This is a genomic window from Sunxiuqinia sp. (assembly GCF_055140945.1).
In genome coordinates, this window is the sequence record NZ_JBSQYS010000001.1 from 136,021 (window position 1) to 157,127 (window position 21,107).

Below are 21,107 nucleotides of genomic sequence, written 5' to 3' on the forward strand. Positions count from 1 at the left end.
TGGCTCGAAAAAAAGCCAATCATTCCCCAAACTCCTAAACATTCGGGCAAATTATCGGTTATTGGTGAATACGAGTAACGATTAAAATAAACCCATGGAACTGAAGATTGAAAAGATGGCTTTTGGTGCCAGACCCAACAAATATATGCCCGATCAGGAATTATACAACTACTTGAAAGAGGAAGGTGTGCGCCAAATGGTGAGTGACCATTACGACCTGCTGGCTCAAAGTTCTTTTAAGCACCTGTTTCCATCGAACCCCGTTGGGCTGGATGCTGCCAAAGAACGATCGGCCGACTTTTTTGTTCAGCGACTGGGAGGACCCGACTACTTTAACCAGCACCGTGGGAAACCTGTTTTGGTGCGCAGGCATTTGCCCTTTAAAATTACGCCCGATGCCCGTATTGTTTGGCTCGAATGCTACCGCGAAGTACTGCTGAAACTCGATGCTCCCGAACACTTAGTGAAGGCCTTTTGGCTGTTTTTACACGACTTCTCCAACTGGATGGTAAATACACCCGATGGTTCGTTTTCGATGCCAAAGCATGAAGAAGGGACGGAATAACGATTGGTACATGTTTTCAGTACTGATTTCTGAGAGCGTTCCTGTCCGCGAGGACATGAACTGCGATGCGAGAATCCGCCGTTGATTGCCGCACCGACCCCGCTCTGAAATATGCACTTTGTTAGCGTTTCGTTATTTTATTTCATCATATTCGTATCTATAGATATACTGGCTACAACAAGGAGCAAAACATGGGTCTGTGCCATAATAATTTGTTCGTTTTTCAATAAGTGTCCCATTTTCATACTTTCGGATTTCAATAACATTTTCTTGGTTTATCACTTTGACTAAACGATTTTGCTCATCGTATTCATATTTCGTAATATATTTTGCCCTAAACTCATTTTTAAATCTAAGATGGGTAATCCTATCATAAAATCGACGTAGGTTGTATCTGGCGTTGCTATAAGATACTTTCTTTTCTAATGTATTCTCTTTATTATATTTAAATCTGTTTAGTAATCGGTCGTTTTTAAATTCCTTTAAAACTTTGCCACTTTTGTCATATTCGTAGCTATAAATCTGCATGTTAGAACCACATCTGACTATTTTTCTTAGTAACTGGTCCTCCGTTGAATATTGATAATCATTGGTCAGGTTATTTCCTTTTTCATCAGCAAACCCGGAGTGGATAAGAAGACCTTTAGCATTGTATTTAAAAATCCTGGTTCGCTGAAATACATCATCATATCCTTTGGCACCTACAAACGTTTTTGTTTTTAAAGAATCTAACAGTCCGATGGTTGAGTAATAATATTCCACAATATTTGTATCAGATTCTTCTTTTGTATAAGTCTTAAAAACCTGTTTTAATTTTCCGTCTTCATAATAACTTAAATCTTCAGTCGAGTAATCTTGATTTGGATTTGATTGGCAGGAACATATAACTTTCTTCAACGGAAATGTCGGAAAATCAATTTCTGATGTTATTTGTCCAAAAGATTTTGTAACAATCAAAACCCAAATAAGCAATATAAAATATCTCATCAAAGTGCTGTTTTTCATAATGAACGCTAACATATGTGAAATAGAACTTTTATTCCTCTTATTTTTTCTATAGGTGTGACAAAAGGTGCTGTTTACAATACAATTTACCTGGAAATAACACTTTATTTGTGAATAGTTTATCAATCCACCAAAGTAGTCAATTTATTATAACAATCACGTTTCGGCAGTACATCCTGTTCTTAAAACTTGTCAAAAGATAGTAACTCCATACAGTCAGAGGCAATTTAGTTTCATTCAAAATAAAGTCTATTTAACATGTAAAGGGGTACCCCGGAGGTGCATCAGGGTACTTCGGAAGTGGGGGTACCCACTTCGAACATGCTCGCTTGCACTGTGGTGGTGCAATGGAGCATGAAAAACATTCAAGCGAGTACCCCGGAGATGCAACGCTGCCTGATTTTGATTCAACGGAGCATCTTTTTGGTTCAGCGTTGAAGCTTTTTGTTGAAAACTTCCGCGAAAAATATTCGGGCTTGCAGTATTTTGCTTCAAGCTTGCAGCAAATTGATGAACATTTCCACAAGAAAGATGCAAGCTTGGTGCCCCGAACCGCTCGATTGAATATAAAAGGTGGAGGTTTTCGCTTCCAAACTTCATCGGATCATCGAAATGTTGCATCGCTCCATCATCCTGCTCACTGGTTAAACCCGGGAAGCTGATCATGAAAGGATAACCCTGATTATGAATACGGATAGTATTTTCCTTTCAAAAAAAACGGAAACTTTCAAGAAGTTTCCGTTGAATGGCTTATACCGTTGTCCCATTCTTTGAGGAACTTCTTTTTGCAAAACGTTCCTTCAGATCTTCGTAAATCGTTTTTGCTCCGGGAATACTCAATTTGGCGGCCTGCTTCACCGAGTTGTAATAAGTCAGTGCAGCAGTGTAGCTTTCCGATCCGGCTTCGGTGGTCGTGTCATCCAGGTTCTGCATCAGTTGCTGAACAGGGCGTAAAACAGCCATTAATTTTTCCCAGGCATCCATATCGTTTTTAAAGCCTTCCACATCCAGATAAGGAGGTGCAAACTGCTCATCGCTGTTGCAATAATCGAGACATTTCTCGACAAAAGGAACGGTGCCATCACTCATTTTAGGTAGCGACTGCCGTTCTTCGCTATTTAAGGCAATCAGGTAAGGTTTTAACACGTTGATTGCTTGATTGATTTGATCAGCCGCTTGACCTGCGACATCGTCGGGTAACTGGTAGTTGATTTTATTTTCCATACGTATTGATTAAAAATTAAAAAATGAAGTAACAGGCAACAAGTTAGGATATTGAAAACTAAATGATATAATGTTTTCGAAGTGTTTTATGAATGGGCTGTTTTGCGATGTAAACAAGGCGATTTCTCACACGAACGAACAAAATCAATGCTTTTCCACCTGTTTTTTCGATGAATATTTACTTGGCTTGGAGCCGTTTTTTTCCGAATAAATGTCATTTTTTGTGATTTAGGGGTAAAAAGTCGCAGTGTACAGTTACAGTATTCAGTAGCAATTCCCCCACTTCGCCAATAGGCGAAAAAGCGATGGCCGTCAAAACGCCCGGCCGAGGGTTCGGCTTGACTTGATTTTTCTTTGTTTCGTTTCTTTTCCTTACATGAAAAGAAATGAAATCCCGTCCGGAAGGACAAGACAAAAAGGTAACTGGGGTTTGGGGAAACGCTTCAACCAGTTGGCATAAATTCCGATAGCTATAAAGCCCCATGCAATTGGATTCCAGCAGGCCACAAAGTCCCCTTCAGGGGATTTAGGGGTAAAAAAGCACAACATCCGATTAACAGATTTCAAAACCATTTTCCATTAGGGCGCATAAAACGTTCACACCATTCAACACCCACCGATTGCGCCATTTCAACTACTAACGCATTTTACCCCAGGCGTTGCCTGTGGCTATTGTTGTATAACCCTTTCAGGGTAGAGAAGGAAATTCTAATTGCATTGAGCAACTCGCTAATAGATCCTGAAACAAGTCCAGGATGACGAGCACTCAATTGGGACAGCAAAATCCCCCACTTCGCCGACAGGCGAAAAGCTCGGCCTACGAGGGTTTTGAATCAGAAAACAAGGGAAGGAAACAGCGAAGGGACTCGCTAAGAAAACCCTGTTTGGCGACTGAAAGGAGGAGTTTGGTTTTCGGGCAGTGACTGATCCGTAGTTTTCGTTCAAAAGCATCGTCAGCCTTGATTCTTTTGGTTCCTTTTCTCATCCAAGGAGAAAAGTAACTAGGGCTTGGGGAACACCCCAACACATGCAATAAAAACAAGACCCTAGATATTAGACGTTAGATACAAGAATAAAGAACCAAGAGCCAAGAGGGTGAGATAGCAGTAATCAGCTGAAAGATTGCTTCACTTTGCTCGCAACGACAGAAGCTATTAGAAAAAATTCCAATAGCGATAGAGTTGTATGCAATTGGATTCCAGCAGGCCACAAAGTCTCCTTCAGGGGATTTAGGGATAAAAAAGAGCAATTCAAATCGCAGTGAGCAATCCACTGAAAGATCCCGAAACAACTTCAGGAAGACGAAAAGTCTGGTTATCAGACCCACCGAAAAAGCAAACAGTCACCATTTCTCTTAAATATCAAAACATATGGTCGAATTATCATAACTGTTTTATTCATTCTTCTTATCTTTATATGAAAATTTACCATCATGCAAAAATCAAAAAAAGCATTAGAAAAATTCCCTTCATACAATTGCGCACAAACTGTTTTCTCCACATTTGCAGACGAACTGAATCTGGATGAAGAAACAGCCCTCAAATTAGCCAGTGGTTTTGGTGGCGGCATGGCCCGTGCCGAAACCTGTGGAGCAGTAACAGCCTCATACTTGGTTATTGGACTAAAACATGGTCATGCCAGCACCGACCTGTTAGAAAAAAACAACACGAAAGAACTCATCCTGAAATTCAACGAAAAATTTGTTGCGAAACACGGCTCTCTAATTTGCAAAGAACTGGTTGGCTGCGATATTTCCACACCGGACGGACAAGTAAAAGCCAAAGAAAAAAATGCATTTAATGAGTTCTGCCCTCATTTTGTAGCAACAGCCTGCAACATTTTGGAAAATGACTTTTAACCGGGAGCAAAGGAGAGACGATTCTCCTGGCCAAAGCCTCAAGAAATTAGTTGACTAAAAACAAGAAGGCGGAAAGTGATTGATCACTTTCCGCCTTCTTGTTCTTTTATGAATGAGGCTTCGCTATTTTACTCAGACTTCATGGTTTAAAATAACATACCAGTCCCAATCATCCGGATCACCAGCTCCTACACTCGGTTGATACAGGAATAAACCTACTTTTTTGCCCGAACTGATGTACTCGTCAACAATGCTCAAATCATCAACCGCATCCCAAATGGCAGCATAGTCGATGTTTTCCTCACTTGTGGCACTATGAATTAACTGGAAATTGGTCTCAGCCGGTTGATCAACCGGTGTATCGATCGTTAAAAACGAAGACGGAGCAACCCAATGGTAAGGGTATTTAACTTCGCCTTTTCCATTCCAGACAACTGTTCCGAAGAAAAATACATCATCTGTTGGTGCGTAGTACAACGAAACATTTCCAAAATCGCTCGGTTCGTCGTAATCTACACCAATTGGTATTGTGTCTGAGGTTGATATCGGATCAGAGAAAAGAAACTCTTGTCCAGCCTCCAACTCATAGCTTGAGTAATCAACCTGAAGCATCAATATGCTATTGTTCCAATCGTCAATATAATTGTCATCATCATCATTACATCCAACCAAAAACAGGAAGGCAAAAAGTGTTGCAACAATCTTCAAGTTCATATATTTTCTCATCATTTTTCTGTTTTTAAAGTTTAAACTATTTATTCATTATTGTCCCATAAATAGCCACCATAGTCATTCCAAAATCATTCAACCTGAAAAACTCTCCCGCTGAAAAAACGCTATAAGCAAGACATCATCCAACCTACATTATTATCTCACGCCAAAAAACATAAACCAAGGCCGGCTCCCGTAACCGGATGACACTCTTCTACACCCTGGGTAAGAACTTCAACAAATAAATTCAATCGGAAACCACAAAAAAGGGGATTGCCGCTGCAATCCCCTTTTCGTTGATCCTATTTTGAAGGTAGTTCTATTCTTCTTCAACCACTTTCGGTGTTTGATTATCTTCTGGCAGCAGTCCCATCATCTTTTTAATGCGGAAATTAATCCGGATGGTCAACATGTACATCACCGGAGCAATAAGCAAGGTTAAGAATGTAGCGAATGTTAATCCGAAGATAACGGTCCACGACATGGGTCCCCAAAAAGCCACACTTTCGCCACCCAGCGAGAAGTCAGGTTGAAAATGAGTGTAAAGGGTAATGAAATCGAAGTTTAATCCAACAGCTAGTGGCACCAGTCCGAGCACCGTTGTTATGGCCGTTAAAAGTACCGGCCGCAACCTGGTTTTACCGGCCAGAACCAAACATTCAACCTCAACACCAGCCGGAAGGAAAGCCCCTTCGCTAAAGCCCAATTCCTCACGCTTCTGTTTACGCATCAGGTCGATGTAATCGATCAGCACAATTCCGTTGTTCACCACAATTCCGGCCAACGAGATGATTCCGATACCGGTCATGATCACTACAAATTCCATTTTGAAAGTTGCCAGACCGAGGAATACACCGATAGTACTAAACAACACGGTCATCATGATGATCATTGGGCGGATGAACGAGTTAAACTGGGTAATCATGATCAATCCAATTAACGCAATGGCAACCAACAAGGCAAAAATCAGGAACTCGCTACTTTCGTCCTGCGACTGCTGCTCACCGGTAAAGGCATAATCGTAACCCCGTGGCATATCGTACTCCTGCAATACCTGTCTGATTCGGTTGTTAATCTCGTTGGCGTTGTATCCTTCCACGACATTTGAACTGATGGTAATCGTACGTTTAAAGTCGATCCGGTTTACCTTATCGTAAGTGGAAGAGTACTCGAAGTCAGCTACTGATGAGATCGGAATCTTATTGCCCTCAACCATCAGCTTTTGGTTCATCATGGATGAAACATCGTTGCGGAATTCATCTTTTAGACGAATAAAAATGTCATATTCATCTTCACCATCTTTATAGTCGCCCACGTCATATCCATATAACGAGTTGCGCAGTGCCATGGCAATCTGCTGGGTCGACAATTCATACCGACGTGCTTTATCACGATCAACTTTGATCAGCATTTCCGGCTGATTCACATTGATATCCAGTTTCAATTCGTCAATTCCCGGAATATTGTCTTCGTTGATTTTCGTTACAAAATCGTTGGTAATTTTGATCAGCTGGTCGAAGTCATCACCCGACACTTCAATATTGATAGGAGCTCCAACCGGAGGCCCCTGGTCTTCTTTTTCGACAAATATTTTAGCCCCCACGAATCCTTCCAGGTTTGCTGAAACCTCCTTCATAACATCCGATGTATTGATGTCGTCGCGCAATTTAAATTCGACAAAAGAGATGGTTGTCAGCGATTTATTTGGACTGGAACTATCTGAACTCTCGAACATGCCTCCTTTTCCGGTACCCACCGAAGTTGTTACCGATTTTACAATTTTCTGATAAGGCTCAATGGTTCTGTTGATGATACTTTCAACCCGTCGTGAAACTTCATCGGTTTTCTCAATGGCAGTTCCGAGTGGCAGTTCCATGGTTACATAAATCGTTTGTGGATCGGTATCGGGGAAAAATACGACACTCGGCTGACGGACAATGTAAAAAGAGACAGAACCCATCAGCAATACAAATGTTCCGACAAAATACACGATTGGTTTCCACCCGGTTAACGCTGAACGCAATTGCCCTTCGTAGAAATTCTCTAACCACACCAAAAAGCGCAACTGAAACCATCGGGCCAGAGGGCGAAATGCAACCACATTCAATACCATAATGAGCACAACTGTCATCAGGATATTTCCGATCAAATATATTTTGGTGAAATAGAATACTATAGAAATCAGGGCAAGTATTCCCGCTATTTTAAGCGTCTTCTTCCATTCAACCTTTTCCCGAATATCATCAATCTTCATAAAACGAGCAATAAACGGGGGATTGAGCACGAGTGCTACAAATAAAGATGATGCCAGTACCACAATCAGCGTTTGGGGCAAAATTCCCATAAACTCACCAACAACACCCTCCCAAAACATTAGAGGAACGAATGCTGCCAGCGTGGTCAGTGTGGAAGAAATAATCGGGAATGCAATTTCACTAACGCCCTTCTTTGTTGCTCTGGAGGCTGAGTAGCCCATGCCGTGAAGGCGATAGACGTTTTCAACAACAACAATAGCATTATCGACCAGCATCCCTAAGGCCAAAATCAATCCATACAATACCATCGAGTTAAGTGTAGTACCCGACTGATCAAGAATAACAAAGGACAGGAACATCGACATCGGAATAGCTAAACCCGAAAATAAGGCATTACGGAATCCAAGGAAGAGGTACAAAACGAAAATTACCAAAATCATTCCAAGGATAATGCTGTTTTCCAGAGTCGCAATATCATTCTTCACATAGGTCGACATATCGTTGGTAACGATGATATCCAGGTTTTTGGGCAAATAACCATCATCTACCTGATCTTTCAGCACCTGACGAATCTCGTCGGTTGCTTCCAATATGTTTGCCCCACTCTTTTTTACCAACGACAGCGATACCACCGGCTTATTGTCCAACCTCGAGATGGTCGATTGTTCTTTGTAGCCATCAACAACATTAGCAACATCGCGCACATAAACCGGCTTGCCATTGTTCAGCTTGATAATGGTGTTTCGCAGCTGATCCATATTGGTATAATCGGACTCAGTGCGCACCACCCGGCGGGTGTTATCCGCAGTAAACTGTCCGGCACCAATCGTGACATTTTCGGATTGAAGGGCAAGGGCAATATCGTTGTAACCGACACCACGCGCTTCCATTTTATGTGGATCTACATTGATCTGAATCTCCCGATCGTCGATCCCCTGAATATTCGCTTCAGAAATCTCCGGGAGACTTTCAAATTCATCTTGAAGAATTTCGGCAAAGTCTTTCAACTCACGCATACTGTAGTCGCCCGAAAGGTTGACGTTCAGAATGGGGAACTCGGAAAAATTCAAATCCATCACCAAAGGGTCATTCTCCAGGTCATCCGGCAAATCAGACTGCGCTTTGTCCACATTGTCTTTGGTATCCTGTAAGGCTTGTTTTATTTCAACATTGGTACTAAACTCAACCACAATGGTACTTACATCCTGATACGATGCTGACGACACCTTTTTCACTCCGTCCATTCCCTTCAGTTCCTGTTCAATGGGTCGGGTAATCAGATTTTCGATATCAACCGGCGAGTTTCCCGGGTAAACGGTTTGTACAAAAATGTAGGGAATAACAATCTCGGGCATCGCCTCCCGAGGCATTTGCTGATATGAAAAAAGCCCGAAAAATACCAACATTAACGTCAGAATATAAACCGTAGTTTTATTCTTCAGTGCCAGATAGGTTGGCTTAAACTTCCGTGTTATACTTTGCGACTTGTCGCTTGTTTTTTCTTTATCCATTTTCTGCTTGTTTAAAGCTTTTCAAACTGAATCATTTATTATCACGGATTGGTGAACCGTCAAAAACCTGGCTAAAACCTTCAGAAATGATTTTTGTACCCACACTTAGTCCTTCTTTTACCTCAGTCATATTATTATTGGAAACTCCAGGCGTAACATATACCTTTTTGGCAACCAGTCCACGTTGGCCTTTTTCGGCAACATAGGTGTACTTGCCTTTAAAATCTTCTTTAATCAAAAGCGAAGGAATGACGATAGCCTCTTTGGCAGCATAATCGCGAATTTTAACGACAGCCTCCATGTTGGGTTTAATCATTTTATCCTGATTTTTCAGATCCAGGCGAATGCGGAACGTTCGATTATCCGGATCAATATAATTTCCGATTAGCTGAATTTTTGTTTTACGCTCTTCGCCAATAGCCGGAAAGTAAACCGACACCTTGTCATTTTCATTAATCTTTGTTAGGTACGACTCGGACACATCAGCATAGATTTTAACTTTATCGATATTCACAATTTTACCGAACGGAATCTGTGGGCTGGCAATTTGACCTTGCTTTTGGTAAATTACATCGAGAATTCCGTTAACCGGTGCTTTAATAATCGACATGTCTTTCTGTGCCTGCAAATTTTCCAATTGTTTTTCGAGAGATTCCATACTTGATTTCGCTTGCAGGTATTGCAGTTCCGAACCAATATTTTGGTTCCACAGGTTTTCTTGGCGTTCGAAGGTTGTTTGTGCCAACTGGAGGTTAATTTTAGTTTGTTCTATTGAACGGTCAATTGGCTCGGAATTGAGTACCGCTAAAACGGTTCCTTTCGCTACCCGTTGCCCTTCTTTCACCTTAATATCGAGTATTTGACCTGATCCCTCCGGGCTTACATTCACTTCCTGATCGGCCTCAACGCTACCCGTCACTTCAATAAAGTGATCAAAGTCGGTAGCTTGCAAGTCGGTCAATACAACTTCCACTCTTTCTACATCTGCAGTTTTACTAAGCTCTGCTTCAAGCTCTTTAATTTTCAAATTCAAGTCGTGAGCCTGTTGCTTATATTCTGCCAGTTGAGCCTGCTTTTCCTGCCTGTCATCATTGCCTGCATTTCCTGAAGAGCAAGAAACCAGAGCCACTGCGAATAACAGAATGGCAAAATGGCTCATCAATTGTTTGTGTGTAAATCTTCTGTTCATTGTTTTATTATTTAAAGTTTTCCGATTGCTTTTTCCAATGTAATTTTTGAGTTCAATAGCTGAATGACTGATGCCACCCAGGCTCCCTGAGACTGAATGTACTGAGTTTCGGTTTGCGAAAGCTCTATACTACTGCTGATCCCATTGTTGTATTTTATGGTTGTCTTGTCATAAATCTTCTTCGCCAGTTTCTTATTATCAATGTCATTATGGTACTGGTCGATGGCACTTTCGATGTCTGCCACAGCCGACAGGTAGTCCTTTTTCAAGGTTTGCTCAGCCAGGGCCTGCTCGTTTTCCGACTGTTGATACGAAAACTTGGCTTGCTGTACTTTAGCCATTTGCTGACCTGATGTAAAAATTGGAATCGAAAGATTGAATCCAAACATGGAAGATTTATACCAGGGAACACTGCTTTTATATAAGTTCGCATTGTCTCCGAACGACATTTTGCTCCAATTGTAAAATGCAGTAAGACGAGGCAGATAGGCTGCCTGAGTAAGCCTTAATTCCTTCATGCTTAGCTGACGTTGGGTATCCAACATTCGATAATCGATATGCGAAGAATAGTCGAATCCTCCCAAATTTTCTTCACCATCAAGCAAGGGATTCAAAAACTCAGTCAGAGGTTGAGTCAGTACAATGCTTTCTTCAACATCTATCCCCATCGTATACTTTAACACCATACGAGCCACCCTGATTTCGCGTTCAGCTTTCAAAATCTCATTTTCAGATTTCTGAACCAGCAAGCGCATCTGATCGACATCTTGCTCCTCGGTAAACCCATTTTCGTAAAGTGCCTTGGTGTCCGACTCCAGCTTCTCAGAGTTTTTCAGATTTTCCTTCATTACTTTGAGGTTTTCCTCAGCCGCCAGCACCAAAAAATAAGACTGAGCCACGGCCTGCTTGATTTCTATCTCTGTTTTCTCCTTTGTTTGCGAAGCCATCTGGAGGTAAATCTTCGCAGAATTAACGCCTACAATATAAGAACCATCAAAAATGAGTTGATCGATTTTAAAGCCATAGTCTGCGTTGAATTTTTGAGCAAATGAAATAGGAAACGTACCATCAAGGGGAGTATCCTCCGGAATTCCAAGTTCAGACCAAAAGTCCCGGGGAATAATTGCAACTGGCATTGGGCTTTTGGCTGCATCGATGTTTTTCGTATAATTTGATGTTCCGGAAACCTGAGGGAGCCCCATCGCAATGGTTTCCCATACCTTTTTCTTCGCCACATCAACATCAAGCTTACTGTTCCGGATAACGTAAGAATTGCTTAGCGCATACTCCTGAGCTTCGGCTAAAGTAAAATCGAATTCATCCTGAGCCTTTACCCCGGAGCTGGCAATCAGGAATAAAAGCAAGATAAATAATTGTTTTGTTTTAGTTTTCATTCTGAACTTTGTTTAATTGTTTCTTATAGTATTTTAAGCCTTCGTCGGTACAAATGCCATGAAAATGATAATCCATAACCTGATCGAAAAGACTAATGTTTCGCACCTCATCTTGTGTAAACAAACCGTAATCAGGATTAAAAACAAGCAGGAACCGACCTACGCTCAGTCTCGATACGAAATCTGAATCCACTTCCGCTCTAAAAAATCCTTCTTGCTTCCCTTGTTCTATAACCGAAAAACTATCCTCATAAAACCGCTCTTTCTTGTATTCTGAAATCTTCTTGTACAGTTTTGGGTAGCTCTTTTTCAAATCGTACTCCAAATTATTGTGTGCAAGCTTCAACAAGTTATTTAAATGTTCTCGCATCCAAAACACGCGATCAATTGCATTTAGCGAATCATTTTCATGACAATGGCATTGCTCATCTTTCGATAAAAAAGATTCAACCACTTGTGAAACCAACTCTGCTTTGTCTTTAAAGTTTTGATAAAGTGTTTTCTTCGAAACACCCAATTCTGCTGCAACATCATCCATGGTCACACTTCTGATGCCATGCCGCATGTACATTTTTCCAACCTCCTCTAGAATATACTGTTTCTTGTCTTCCATAATTTCGGCAAATATAAAGCACCTTTTTAAGACGGAAACTATTATAACGACAAAAGTTTCTTTCGTTTACAAAACTTAACGCTAAAAAAAGAAATTCTTTACAATCCGGCACGAAACTATACTATCACACAAAGTTTCCTGAACAATTATCGGTAAACAGAGATATAAGTCGAGGAACGGTGATAAAGCGGCCGATAAAGATTAATATAGCTATTTAGTTGTCGCTACTTCAGCAAGGCTTTTGCAATTAGAAGGTCTTTGGGGCGGGTTATTTTAAGGTTTTCCGTATTGCCATCAACCAAATTGATTGGAACACCATTGGCTTCGCAAACAGAGGCATCATCGGTAAAAAAAGCAAGCTCCGCTTGCTGATACGCTTGTTTAATGATACTGACCTTAAAGGTCTGCGGTGTTTGCACCAATCGGTATCGGCTCCGATCGATATGCTTGCTTTGGTCACCATCAACATACCTTAACGATTCAACAACTGGTGCAACCGGTAGCGCATTCCCTTTTTCAAGTGCCATGCGATAACAGTTATCTATGGTTTCAGCCGAAACCAAAGGCCGAACACCATCGTGAATAAAAACAATTCCTTCGTCAGGAATCTGACTTAGCCCGCTTTTTACAGATTGGAATCGGGTTTCCCCACCTTTTGCCAAGACGATACCTTTGGAGAAATTAAATTCAAGAGCTATTTCCCTCCAATAGTCAAACTGACTCTCTGGTAACACCAGCACAATACTAATATCCTTGTCGAATGCTGTGAATCGTTCAATGGTCCAAATCAATATTGGTTTTCCGGCAATTTGAATGAACTGCTTGGGAACCTCTGCCCCCATTCTTTGGCCAGCACCTCCGGCAACTATTAATGCAAACTTTTTCATGAATTAGAATGTTAAGCAAAAGTAATATTCCATTTTTAAATTCGAGAGGCATAAATAACCAAACAATCTTATTTTTGTTTCCAATGAAGATATTATAATCAGTGCGAATAATTTAGTGTCATGTTTCGAGTCTTTAACAATTTGTGATAGAAGCAAAACCGAAAATATCAAATAGGTCCGTGACCTTAATCAAATAAGTAATCTCATACTCCAAAGCCCATGAAAGCAATTCTAGATTTTTTAAACGAGCTCCGGGAAAATAATAACCGTGAATGGTTTAACGACAACCGAAAACGCTACGAAGAAAGCAAAGAACAAATGTTGTTTTTTACCGAGCTGATGATCCAGGAAATTCATAAATTTGACCCGGAAATTCCATTTCTAAATCCCAAAGATTGCCTATTCAGAATATTCAGAGATGTTCGTTTTTCGAAAGATAAAAGTCCTTATAAAACTCAAATGGGAAGTTTTATTGCCCAACATGGACGTAAAAGCGACCGCGCCGGATATTACATCCACATCGATCCGGGAAATTCGTTTTTAGGTGGTGGAATCTGGCGCCCGCAGGCTGACACTTTAAAGATCATTCGCACTGAAATTTTTGAAAATGCAAACGACTTTAAAGAAATATTAGCTGATAAAGATTTCGCCAAATATTTTTCGCTAATGAATGACGACAAGCTAAAAATGGCACCAAAAGGATTTCCGAAAGACTTTGAAGATATCGAACTACTCAAACACAAATCATATGTTTTTGGCTACCAAATTGACGACAAAACTATTTCCGGAGATCAATTTGTGAGTTTGTCGGTTGATGTTTTCAGGGAGTTACACAAAGCAAATCGGTTCATAAATCATGCTTTGGACAAGAAATAAATAAACAATATATTTTCGCTCGTATGAGATATAGCCCACTTCACACACCAAAAAGTGCAGTTCATCCATTTTTTTAAAAAGTGGGGTTACTTTTTGCTGTATTGGTGAATTAACTATAGAATAGTTTCTTCCCAATCAACTCATTTTATAAAAAGAAAAAACCGGGTATCATCGATATCCGGTTTTTTGTTCCATTCATTCTCCTCCCTAAAATACTTCTCAATCCGTGAACGCAGTCTCATCAAGCATGCTCAGAAAGATTATTTAATACGCTCTGCTAGTGTCAATCTGGAAGTTAAAAGGCACGACATCAAGACCATACCTACATGTTAGATGATCACATCACACTACCTAGCGCAATTCTGGATTGACTATAAAAGCACGATAACTTCCACCACCTACGTAGCTAGATCTATCGAACTGAATCAACCGACTGAAAATTGAAAAAAACAATGTCAATGATATAAGATACTAGCCAGATAGCTGTTTTTTATTATTTTAGCGCATTCATTTCTATTACGAAAACTTAAAAAACAAAACCAAAATGAAGAAATTTTTACTTGCTCTGTTTGTGAGTGTTCTTGCATCGGGTGCTTTTGCCCAAAATGTACAAGTTCATTATGATTTCGGGAAAGACCGTAAACTAATTACTTCGACAGTTGAAATGTTCCGTCCTGATAAATACGGTTCAACTTTCTTTTTTATTGACTTTGATTATGGCTCCGATGTTCGGGATGTCGACACCGGTGCATCGCTCGCTTACTGGGAAATTGCCCGGGCTTTTAAGTGGACGGAAAATCAAAAATTTATGCCGCGCGTAGAGTTTAACGCCGGAGTATTTAAGCTCGACGGAGCCGGCAACCCATTCATTCCTATTGAGAATTGTTGGTTAGCGGGAGTTGAACGTACATGGGCATCGGCCGACTTCTCAAAAATACTAACCTTGCAGGCAAACTACAAAAACATTAAAGACAAAGAAGATGCGTCATTTCAGCTAACTGCTGTTTGGACCGTTCAAATGCTAAAAGGAAAAATGACATTCACCGGATTCGCCGATTTCTGGAAAGAAGAAATGTTCTGGGGTACCGACTACCGCTTTTTAACAGAACCACAACTGTGGTATAACTGCTGTCCTAACTTTGCTGTTGGAACTGAAGTTGAGATCAGTAATAACTTTGTCACGAATGGCACAGTCGTAAATCCAACTATCGCTGCCAAGTGGACTTTTTAATCCCAAATCTCCGATAATATGAAACGTTTTTTCAAACTCGAAGAAAATAATACATCCGTAAAAACGGAAGTATTGGCCGGCATTACCACCTTCATGACAATGGCCTATATTTTGGCCGTAAATCCAAGCATTTTAAGTGCTACCGGAATGGATAAAAACGCACTATTTACAGCTACTGCTCTTGCTGCATTGGTTGCGACCTTAGTGATGGCGTTTGTTGCCCGTTTGCCTTTTGCATTGGCGCCCGGGATGGGACTAAATGCCTTTTTTGCTTTCACCGTTGTGCTGGGCATGGGTTATAGCTGGCAATTTGCTTTAACCGCCGTATTTCTCGAAGGTATCATATTCTTGCTCCTGACAGCCTTTAATATTCGTGAATTAATTGTTAATGCAATTCCACTTTCGTTAAAACATGCTGTTTCTGCGGGTATTGGACTCTTTATTGCTTTTATTGGGCTACAAGGTGCCGGAGTAATTATAAATAATGATGCTGTGTTGGTTGGTCTTGGAGATATGGGATCGCCTAGTGTACTGATTGCATTATTTGGTGTATTACTTACCGGCGTGCTTTTGGCCTTAAAAGTAAAAGGAGCCCTTTTGATTGGTATTTTTTCGGCTACTGTTGCCGGAATCCCATTCGGAGTAACCCAATTGCCTGACGGGCACCTGGTTTCCTTACCCCCTTCAGTCGAACCCATTTTCTGGAAGTTTGACTTTTCACAAGTCTTTACAATCGACATGTTGATTGTGCTTTTTACATTTCTTTTCGTTGATATGTTCGATACGGTTGGCACTCTTGTTGGCGTTTCATCAAAAGCTAACATGCTTACCCCAGATGGAAAAGTACCTCGTGCAAAGCAGGCACTATTTGCTGATGCCATAGGAACAACGTTTGGTGCTATGCTTGGAACCAGTACCGTTACAACTTATGTTGAAAGTGCATCTGGTGTTGCCGAAGGAGGTCGCACCGGATTAACTTCCTTGACTACTGCTGGCTTATTCTTCATCGCCTTGTTTTTCGCTCCGCTGTTTATCATGATTCCGGGAGCAGCCACGGCACCAGCGCTAATCCTGGTCGGTTTGTTTATGCTTTCGCCAATCATGAAAATAGATCTGGAAGATTTTACCGAGTCTATCCCAGCATTCATGACCATCATTATGATGCCATTAACTTATAGCATTGCCGAGGGAATTGTGTTTGGTATGTTGGCTTATGTCCTTCTGAAATTGCTAACAGGCAAGCACAAGGAAATTTCGCCAATCATGTACATTCTGGCAGTACTCTTTATATTTAAGTTTATCATTTAAGAGACAAAATAAACTCAAGCTTAAGAAAGCTCCAAGGGATTAACCTTTGGAGCTTTTTTTCATGTTGACTCGCTCCGAAATCAGCTTACACCGAAAGTAGTACGGTGAAAAAGAGGTAGCAAGTACATTTGTTTATCGATAAGGATTAATCAGCATCCTAAGCATTTACAGTAGTATCTGAGCTTGAAAGAGAAGCTCTTTCAAGCTCAGATACTTATACGGAAATAGGTGATTGTTTTTAAATGGCTTCGGAAAGAGGCTAGCAAAGTACTCACAAGAGAAATAAACGGTAGCACGACCAAATCAGATCAACAAGCCGCTGGAATTGCAGAATAGGCTAATGAAGCACTAAACCAAAAAAACTCAAATTCATACTGAACAAGTCTCTGAATAAGCGGCCAAAAATAAGCGCTCTGGCTACAATTAAAGCGTCCAACATAAACAGACCCCAAGTACTCCTTTAAATAAAACCCCAGACACAACTGAAGAAACAATCTGAAAATAAAATCACCACAAAAAAAACTGGCCGTTTCAAAATTATTTTTTGAAACGGCCAGTTTATATAAGTTTCCTAATCCAATAGCACATTGGCTATTTAGAATAGTAAATTGTGAGCGCTTATTTTACAATCTCTTGAAATTTAGCCTCATTCCAGTATTTTGCAAACTCTAAGTCTGTTGCAGCTTTCTCTTTTAATTCAGGCTTCATTTCAACAGCTTTTTCCAAGCTTTCGTACATCAGGTTTTCCTTGGCGGTACGAGCACCTACAACTGCTTTAAAGTATTCTTTCATGTAGCAACCTTCCCAAGTACAGTTTTCCAATGATTTCAAAGCACCATTGTTGTCGCCAGCCAAAATTTTAGCTAAACCTACGTTTGGAGAATCGCTATCGCCGAACAATTTAACCGCTTTGTCGTATTCACCTTTTTTCAAGGCTACAATACCCAAGTTGTAGTTTACTTCGTCGCCAGCACCTGAAGCTGCTCCGAATAATGATTCAGCTTTTTCAATATCACCATTATGCAACGCAACAGCACCTAAGTTATTTTTAATGATTGGCTCGCTCGAAGCTAAACCTTCAGCTTTTTCAAATAATGGTTTTGCTTCATCAAATTTTCCTTGCTGAGCCAATACCATCCCTGCGTTATTATAACCTCTCCAGTCTTTTGAATATACTTTAGAAAAAGAGTTATAAATAGCTAATTTCTTGTTTTGATCAGTTGTTAAAGTAGCAGCATAAAGCAATTCTGCTGGATTCAACGATGATGGATCAGAATCAGCTAAAGCAGCGATTTCCTCATCAGTTTTTCCAATCAAATCAACGCTAGCTGAAATTTTTGCACGACGTAATTCCGGAAGAATTTTGTCAGCAACTACCGTAAACGCTTGAGATAAATTTCTGATTTCACGCTCACGAACTTCAGGATCAGAATACATAGAAAGAACACGCAAGATCAACTCTTTATCCTGAATGTCTGATTCTTCCATTTTTTCTTTAAAACCTTCCCAATCTTCAGGAGTGAATTTTGTTTTCAACTCAGCCTCAACGTCATCTCTTTTAAGTTGACGAGAAACTACTTTGTTTGAAGATCCTTCGCGTTGTTCCGAAAGTTTAGCGTTCCAATCCAACTCACCATCAGGAGATGCATAAGCTGAAATCTCAACACCTTTCAATTCTTTACGTTCTGCTTCAAAAGCGTCTTTTGTATAAGCATACAATTTTTCAATGTCATCACCTTTCAGTTCAGTTCCGCGAACATAAGAACTGTTGATCAGGTAATGAATGTCAGCGACATACTGATCAGGAACAACACGTTGAAATTCATCAATATTCGGATCGTAAATACCTGTAGTATTTTTCTCACGTTGAACACCCAAAATAGGAGCAGGATAGTTGATTACCATTTCTGAAGTCGCGATTACACCATCAGCAACTTTGATTGGCTCAAAGTCAAGGCTTTTGGTTCCTTGCGAAGCAGTAATACGAATTTCAAGATCTGACATGCGCATGTCGTCTTTATAATCAACTGCATCTTTATATGCAAAGCTTCCTCCATTTGTGTAGCTGATAACTTTATTGTTGGCATCAACCTTTTCACCCTGCAATGTTACGGGCTCAAATGCTGTTTCACCACCCTCGTAGGTTAACACCGGAGTGGCAACCAAGGTAGCTTTTTTGTTGAAGTATTTCGCGGGAAACCGACCATTGATCGCAACATCCACATCGCCACCATGGGCTTCTAATATTTCAGGTGTTACATTAAAATCGATTTGGTCTGCATTCTTCTTCATCTTTTGTAAGCCAGAACAGCCTGCAAAAAGCACAGCAGCCAGAGCAAAAAAAGCAAGAGGTTTTAAGCTAAATTTTTTCATGTCGACAGTATTAAAATATTTGATTTTATAATTATTCAGTACTCGTTCACAAAATTAGCAATGTTTTAGTGAAATAAAAGAATATCGAACACTTTTTTAATCCATTAAAAACCTGTTAACCCCAGTAGAATAGTCGTTTTCGAAAATAGCAGAACACAATCTTTTATACTGATTCTCATCGGCGACGAAATCAATTTTAGTGGTATCAATAATTAAAATCGGGAACTCATTTTGCCTCTTGAAGAACGAAAAATAATCGGTTCTGATTTTCTCTAAATAATCGGGATCAATGTTTCGTTCATAATCTCGTCCTCGTTTTTTTATATTCTGAATTAATTTATCGACATCGGCATGCAAATAAACGTACAAATCGGGCTTTGGAAGTTTATCGTAAATAATCGTAAAAAACCGTTCGTACAGCAAATATTCATCTCGGGAAAGTGTATTCTGAGCAAAGATTAACGATTTCATGAAGTAATAATCAGAAACCAGAAAGGAGCTGAACAATTCAAATTCGCGAATATTGTTTTTCAGCTGGTTATAGCGATCTGCCAAAAAAGACATTTCGAGCGGGAAAGCAAACTTCTCTCTGTCTTCATAAAATTTTGGTAAAAACGGGTTATCCTCAAACCCCTCAAGCAATTTCCTGGCTCCAAAGTCTTTGGCAATGCGGTTCACCAGGGTCGTTTTACCCGATCCAATATTTCCTTCAATGACTAAATAGTTGATCTTCATAACAAAAAAATTCCGAAAGCATTTTGACTTCCGGAACATAAAAGTACAATATTTCCTGCTGAATAATAAACTCAGAATTACATCTTCATTCCTAAATAATAGAAGAGAAGTGACCACACATTCGTGTACTCTTCAATCACTTTATTTTTGATGCAATAGTTCAGCGAATCGGCAATAACAACTTTATATTCTTTTCGTGTAAAGACATCAATCCAGCCCCGCCTGCCCGTTTGAGCGAAGCGGCAACGAGGGGTTAGCTGTTTTGAGTTTGTAACTCATCTCGCAATACTGTTTGAACATGCACAAATCCTTTCTCCTCGGCTGGATTGGATTTGCAATCCGATCCCTTGTAATCCAGGATTTGCAATCCTGTTAAACCAACTGCCATTGTCATACAAATTCAATTTTAACCAGACCTTTTTTCCCCGGCATAATCTCTTGCCGAACTGTATAAATAGTCTTCCGGGCCTGCAACTAGTTCAGCTTTGACCGGGTTGTTGTGGATATACTCCATCTTTTCTTCCAGAAACGCTGTCATGTGAATTTCCTTTGCATCGTTGCCATCCTGCCAGACTTTATAATTGCGGATCTTCTTATTGTTCCTTCCCGCGTACCAAAACAAGTTCAGCAACCAGTCCCTACGGCTTTCATGCACTGTTTTTATGTCATCAATCAGAGCTTTGCTGGTAAACTTCTTGAAATCGCGGAGGATATCCGACAAGATTTCTTCATCGGCAGCCCCGGCAATCAGGTGCAAGTGGTTCGACATCAGACACCAGCAGTAAACCCTTAAACCTTTATTGGCAATACAATAATTCAATGAATCAACTATAAGGTGTTTGTAAACAGGGCGTGTAAAGATATCAACCCACTCCACTACTGTTAATGTTAAGTAATAGGTATATCCCGGCGATATCTTGTTGCGTATTCCCATAGGCGTGAAGGTATAAATTATTTGGTCTATTGGGATTGCAAATCCATGGTTAGCACGGATCGGATTGCAAATCCGATCCAGCCTCTATCTGCTTTCGACAGATCCCGATGAGCAGGTAATTGATGAACCTTAATTAACAAGACATAAGTTATCACATTTATTTTAAATAGAACAAATGTTTCTTAACAATTTTGTTAATAATTTTGATGTGAAACAAGTTGCCTTTTGCTATTACATGATTCTAGATCAAATAGTGCGGCAACATTGTAGTGAAAGAAATCGGGGGTGGCCTGCCTGACGATAACGAGATGCGCGAAATGAAATCAAAAAAGTCGGTGAGACTCGAAATAAATAATTGATCTTCATAACAAAAAAATCCCGGCAGCGTTTTCACTCCCGGGACATAAATGTACAATATTTCCTGTTGAATTATAAATT

The 21,107-nt window shown here is 40.3% G+C and carries 18 protein-coding genes; 6 read left to right on the plus strand and 12 right to left on the minus strand.

What is annotated here, in order from left to right; all coding sequences use genetic code 11:
- The first annotated feature begins 94 nt into the window (after positions 1-94).
- Complete coding sequence (locus ACTB00_RS00540) at positions 95-565, plus strand: globin domain-containing protein (protein ID WP_463297996.1); 471 nt, start codon at positions 95-97, stop codon at positions 563-565.
- A 132-nt stretch (positions 566-697) separates the two neighbouring features.
- Here ACTB00_RS00540 and ACTB00_RS00545 read toward each other — a convergent pair whose 3' ends face one another.
- Positions 698-1,552 (minus strand): hypothetical protein, encoded by an 855-nt coding sequence (locus tag ACTB00_RS00545; RefSeq protein ID WP_463297997.1) that lies wholly within the window; start codon positions 1,550-1,552, stop codon positions 698-700.
- 365 nt (positions 1,553-1,917) lie between these two features.
- On the opposite strand from ACTB00_RS00545, the gene ACTB00_RS00550 reads away from it, so the two are divergent.
- Positions 1,918-2,232 carry a hypothetical protein gene (locus ACTB00_RS00550; RefSeq protein ID WP_463297998.1) on the plus strand — a complete coding sequence of 105 codons (315 nt, stop codon included), beginning with the start codon at positions 1,918-1,920 and terminating at the stop codon, positions 2,230-2,232.
- 88 nt (positions 2,233-2,320) lie between these two features.
- Here the strand turns inward: ACTB00_RS00550 and ACTB00_RS00555 are convergent, their stop codons facing one another.
- Positions 2,321-2,794, minus strand: coding sequence for a hypothetical protein (locus tag ACTB00_RS00555; protein WP_201301038.1), 474 nt, complete (start codon positions 2,792-2,794; stop codon positions 2,321-2,323).
- Between the two features lie 1,432 nt (positions 2,795-4,226).
- On the opposite strand from ACTB00_RS00555, the gene ACTB00_RS00560 reads away from it, so the two are divergent.
- Positions 4,227-4,652, plus strand: a complete 426-nt coding sequence (locus ACTB00_RS00560) for a C-GCAxxG-C-C family protein (RefSeq protein ID WP_463297999.1) — start codon at positions 4,227-4,229, stop codon at positions 4,650-4,652.
- A gap of 132 nt (positions 4,653-4,784) precedes the next feature.
- Here ACTB00_RS00560 and ACTB00_RS00565 read toward each other — a convergent pair whose 3' ends face one another.
- The 6 genes from ACTB00_RS00565 to ACTB00_RS00590 form a co-directional block, all read right to left on the minus strand.
- Positions 4,785-5,381: a hypothetical protein gene (locus tag ACTB00_RS00565; protein ID WP_159521700.1), complete on the minus strand. Its 597-nt coding sequence runs from the start codon at positions 5,379-5,381 to the stop codon at positions 4,785-4,787.
- Positions 5,382-5,682: 301 nt separating this feature from the next.
- A complete protein-coding gene (locus ACTB00_RS00570; RefSeq protein WP_463298000.1) occupies positions 5,683-9,129 on the minus strand; it encodes an efflux RND transporter permease subunit in 3,447 nt (1,148 codons plus the stop codon).
- Positions 9,130-9,160: 31 nt separating this feature from the next.
- Positions 9,161-10,318: an efflux RND transporter periplasmic adaptor subunit gene (locus tag ACTB00_RS00575; protein WP_463298001.1), complete on the minus strand. Its 1,158-nt coding sequence runs from the start codon at positions 10,316-10,318 to the stop codon at positions 9,161-9,163.
- Between the two features lie 11 nt (positions 10,319-10,329).
- Positions 10,330-11,712, minus strand: coding sequence for a TolC family protein (locus ACTB00_RS00580; RefSeq protein WP_463298002.1), 1,383 nt, complete (start codon positions 11,710-11,712; stop codon positions 10,330-10,332).
- Entirely contained in the window at positions 11,702-12,325 is a 624-nt protein-coding gene (locus tag ACTB00_RS00585; RefSeq protein ID WP_463298003.1) for a TetR/AcrR family transcriptional regulator, read from the minus strand. The genes ACTB00_RS00580 and ACTB00_RS00585 overlap by 11 nt, the downstream gene beginning before the upstream one ends.
- Before the next feature lie 224 nt (positions 12,326-12,549).
- Positions 12,550-13,212 carry a 2-C-methyl-D-erythritol 4-phosphate cytidylyltransferase gene (locus ACTB00_RS00590; protein WP_463298004.1) on the minus strand — a complete coding sequence of 221 codons (663 nt, stop codon included), beginning with the start codon at positions 13,210-13,212 and terminating at the stop codon, positions 12,550-12,552.
- 219 nt (positions 13,213-13,431) lie between these two features.
- Between ACTB00_RS00590 and ACTB00_RS00595 the strand changes: the two genes are divergently transcribed.
- The 3 genes from ACTB00_RS00595 (at position 13,432) to ACTB00_RS00605 (ending at position 16,627) form a co-directional block, all read left to right on the plus strand.
- Complete coding sequence (locus ACTB00_RS00595; protein WP_463298005.1) at positions 13,432-14,088, plus strand: DUF2461 domain-containing protein; 657 nt, start codon at positions 13,432-13,434, stop codon at positions 14,086-14,088.
- 544 nt (positions 14,089-14,632) lie between these two features.
- On the plus strand, positions 14,633-15,319 hold the full coding sequence (locus ACTB00_RS00600; protein ID WP_463298006.1) for a DUF5020 family protein: 687 nt from the start codon (positions 14,633-14,635) through the stop codon (positions 15,317-15,319).
- An 18-nt stretch (positions 15,320-15,337) separates the two neighbouring features.
- Positions 15,338-16,627: an NCS2 family permease gene (locus ACTB00_RS00605; RefSeq protein ID WP_463298007.1), complete on the plus strand. Its 1,290-nt coding sequence runs from the start codon at positions 15,338-15,340 to the stop codon at positions 16,625-16,627.
- Positions 16,628-17,245: 618 nt separating this feature from the next.
- On the opposite strand, the gene ACTB00_RS00610 is transcribed toward ACTB00_RS00605, so the two are convergent.
- From ACTB00_RS00610 to ACTB00_RS00625, 4 genes are all read right to left on the minus strand, one after another.
- A complete protein-coding gene (locus ACTB00_RS00610; RefSeq protein WP_463298008.1) occupies positions 17,246-19,000 on the minus strand; it encodes a tetratricopeptide repeat protein in 1,755 nt (584 codons plus the stop codon).
- 96 nt (positions 19,001-19,096) lie between these two features.
- The gene (locus tag ACTB00_RS00615; RefSeq protein WP_463298009.1) at positions 19,097-19,735 is read right to left on the minus strand and encodes a deoxynucleoside kinase; all 639 of its coding nucleotides are present in this window, start codon (positions 19,733-19,735) and stop codon (positions 19,097-19,099) included.
- A gap of 253 nt (positions 19,736-19,988) precedes the next feature.
- Positions 19,989-20,129, minus strand: coding sequence for a hypothetical protein (locus ACTB00_RS00620; protein WP_463298010.1), 141 nt, complete (start codon positions 20,127-20,129; stop codon positions 19,989-19,991).
- Between the two features lie 12 nt (positions 20,130-20,141).
- A complete protein-coding gene (locus ACTB00_RS00625) occupies positions 20,142-20,669 on the minus strand; it encodes an REP-associated tyrosine transposase (protein WP_463298011.1) in 528 nt (175 codons plus the stop codon).
- Positions 20,670-21,107 lie beyond the last annotated feature (438 nt).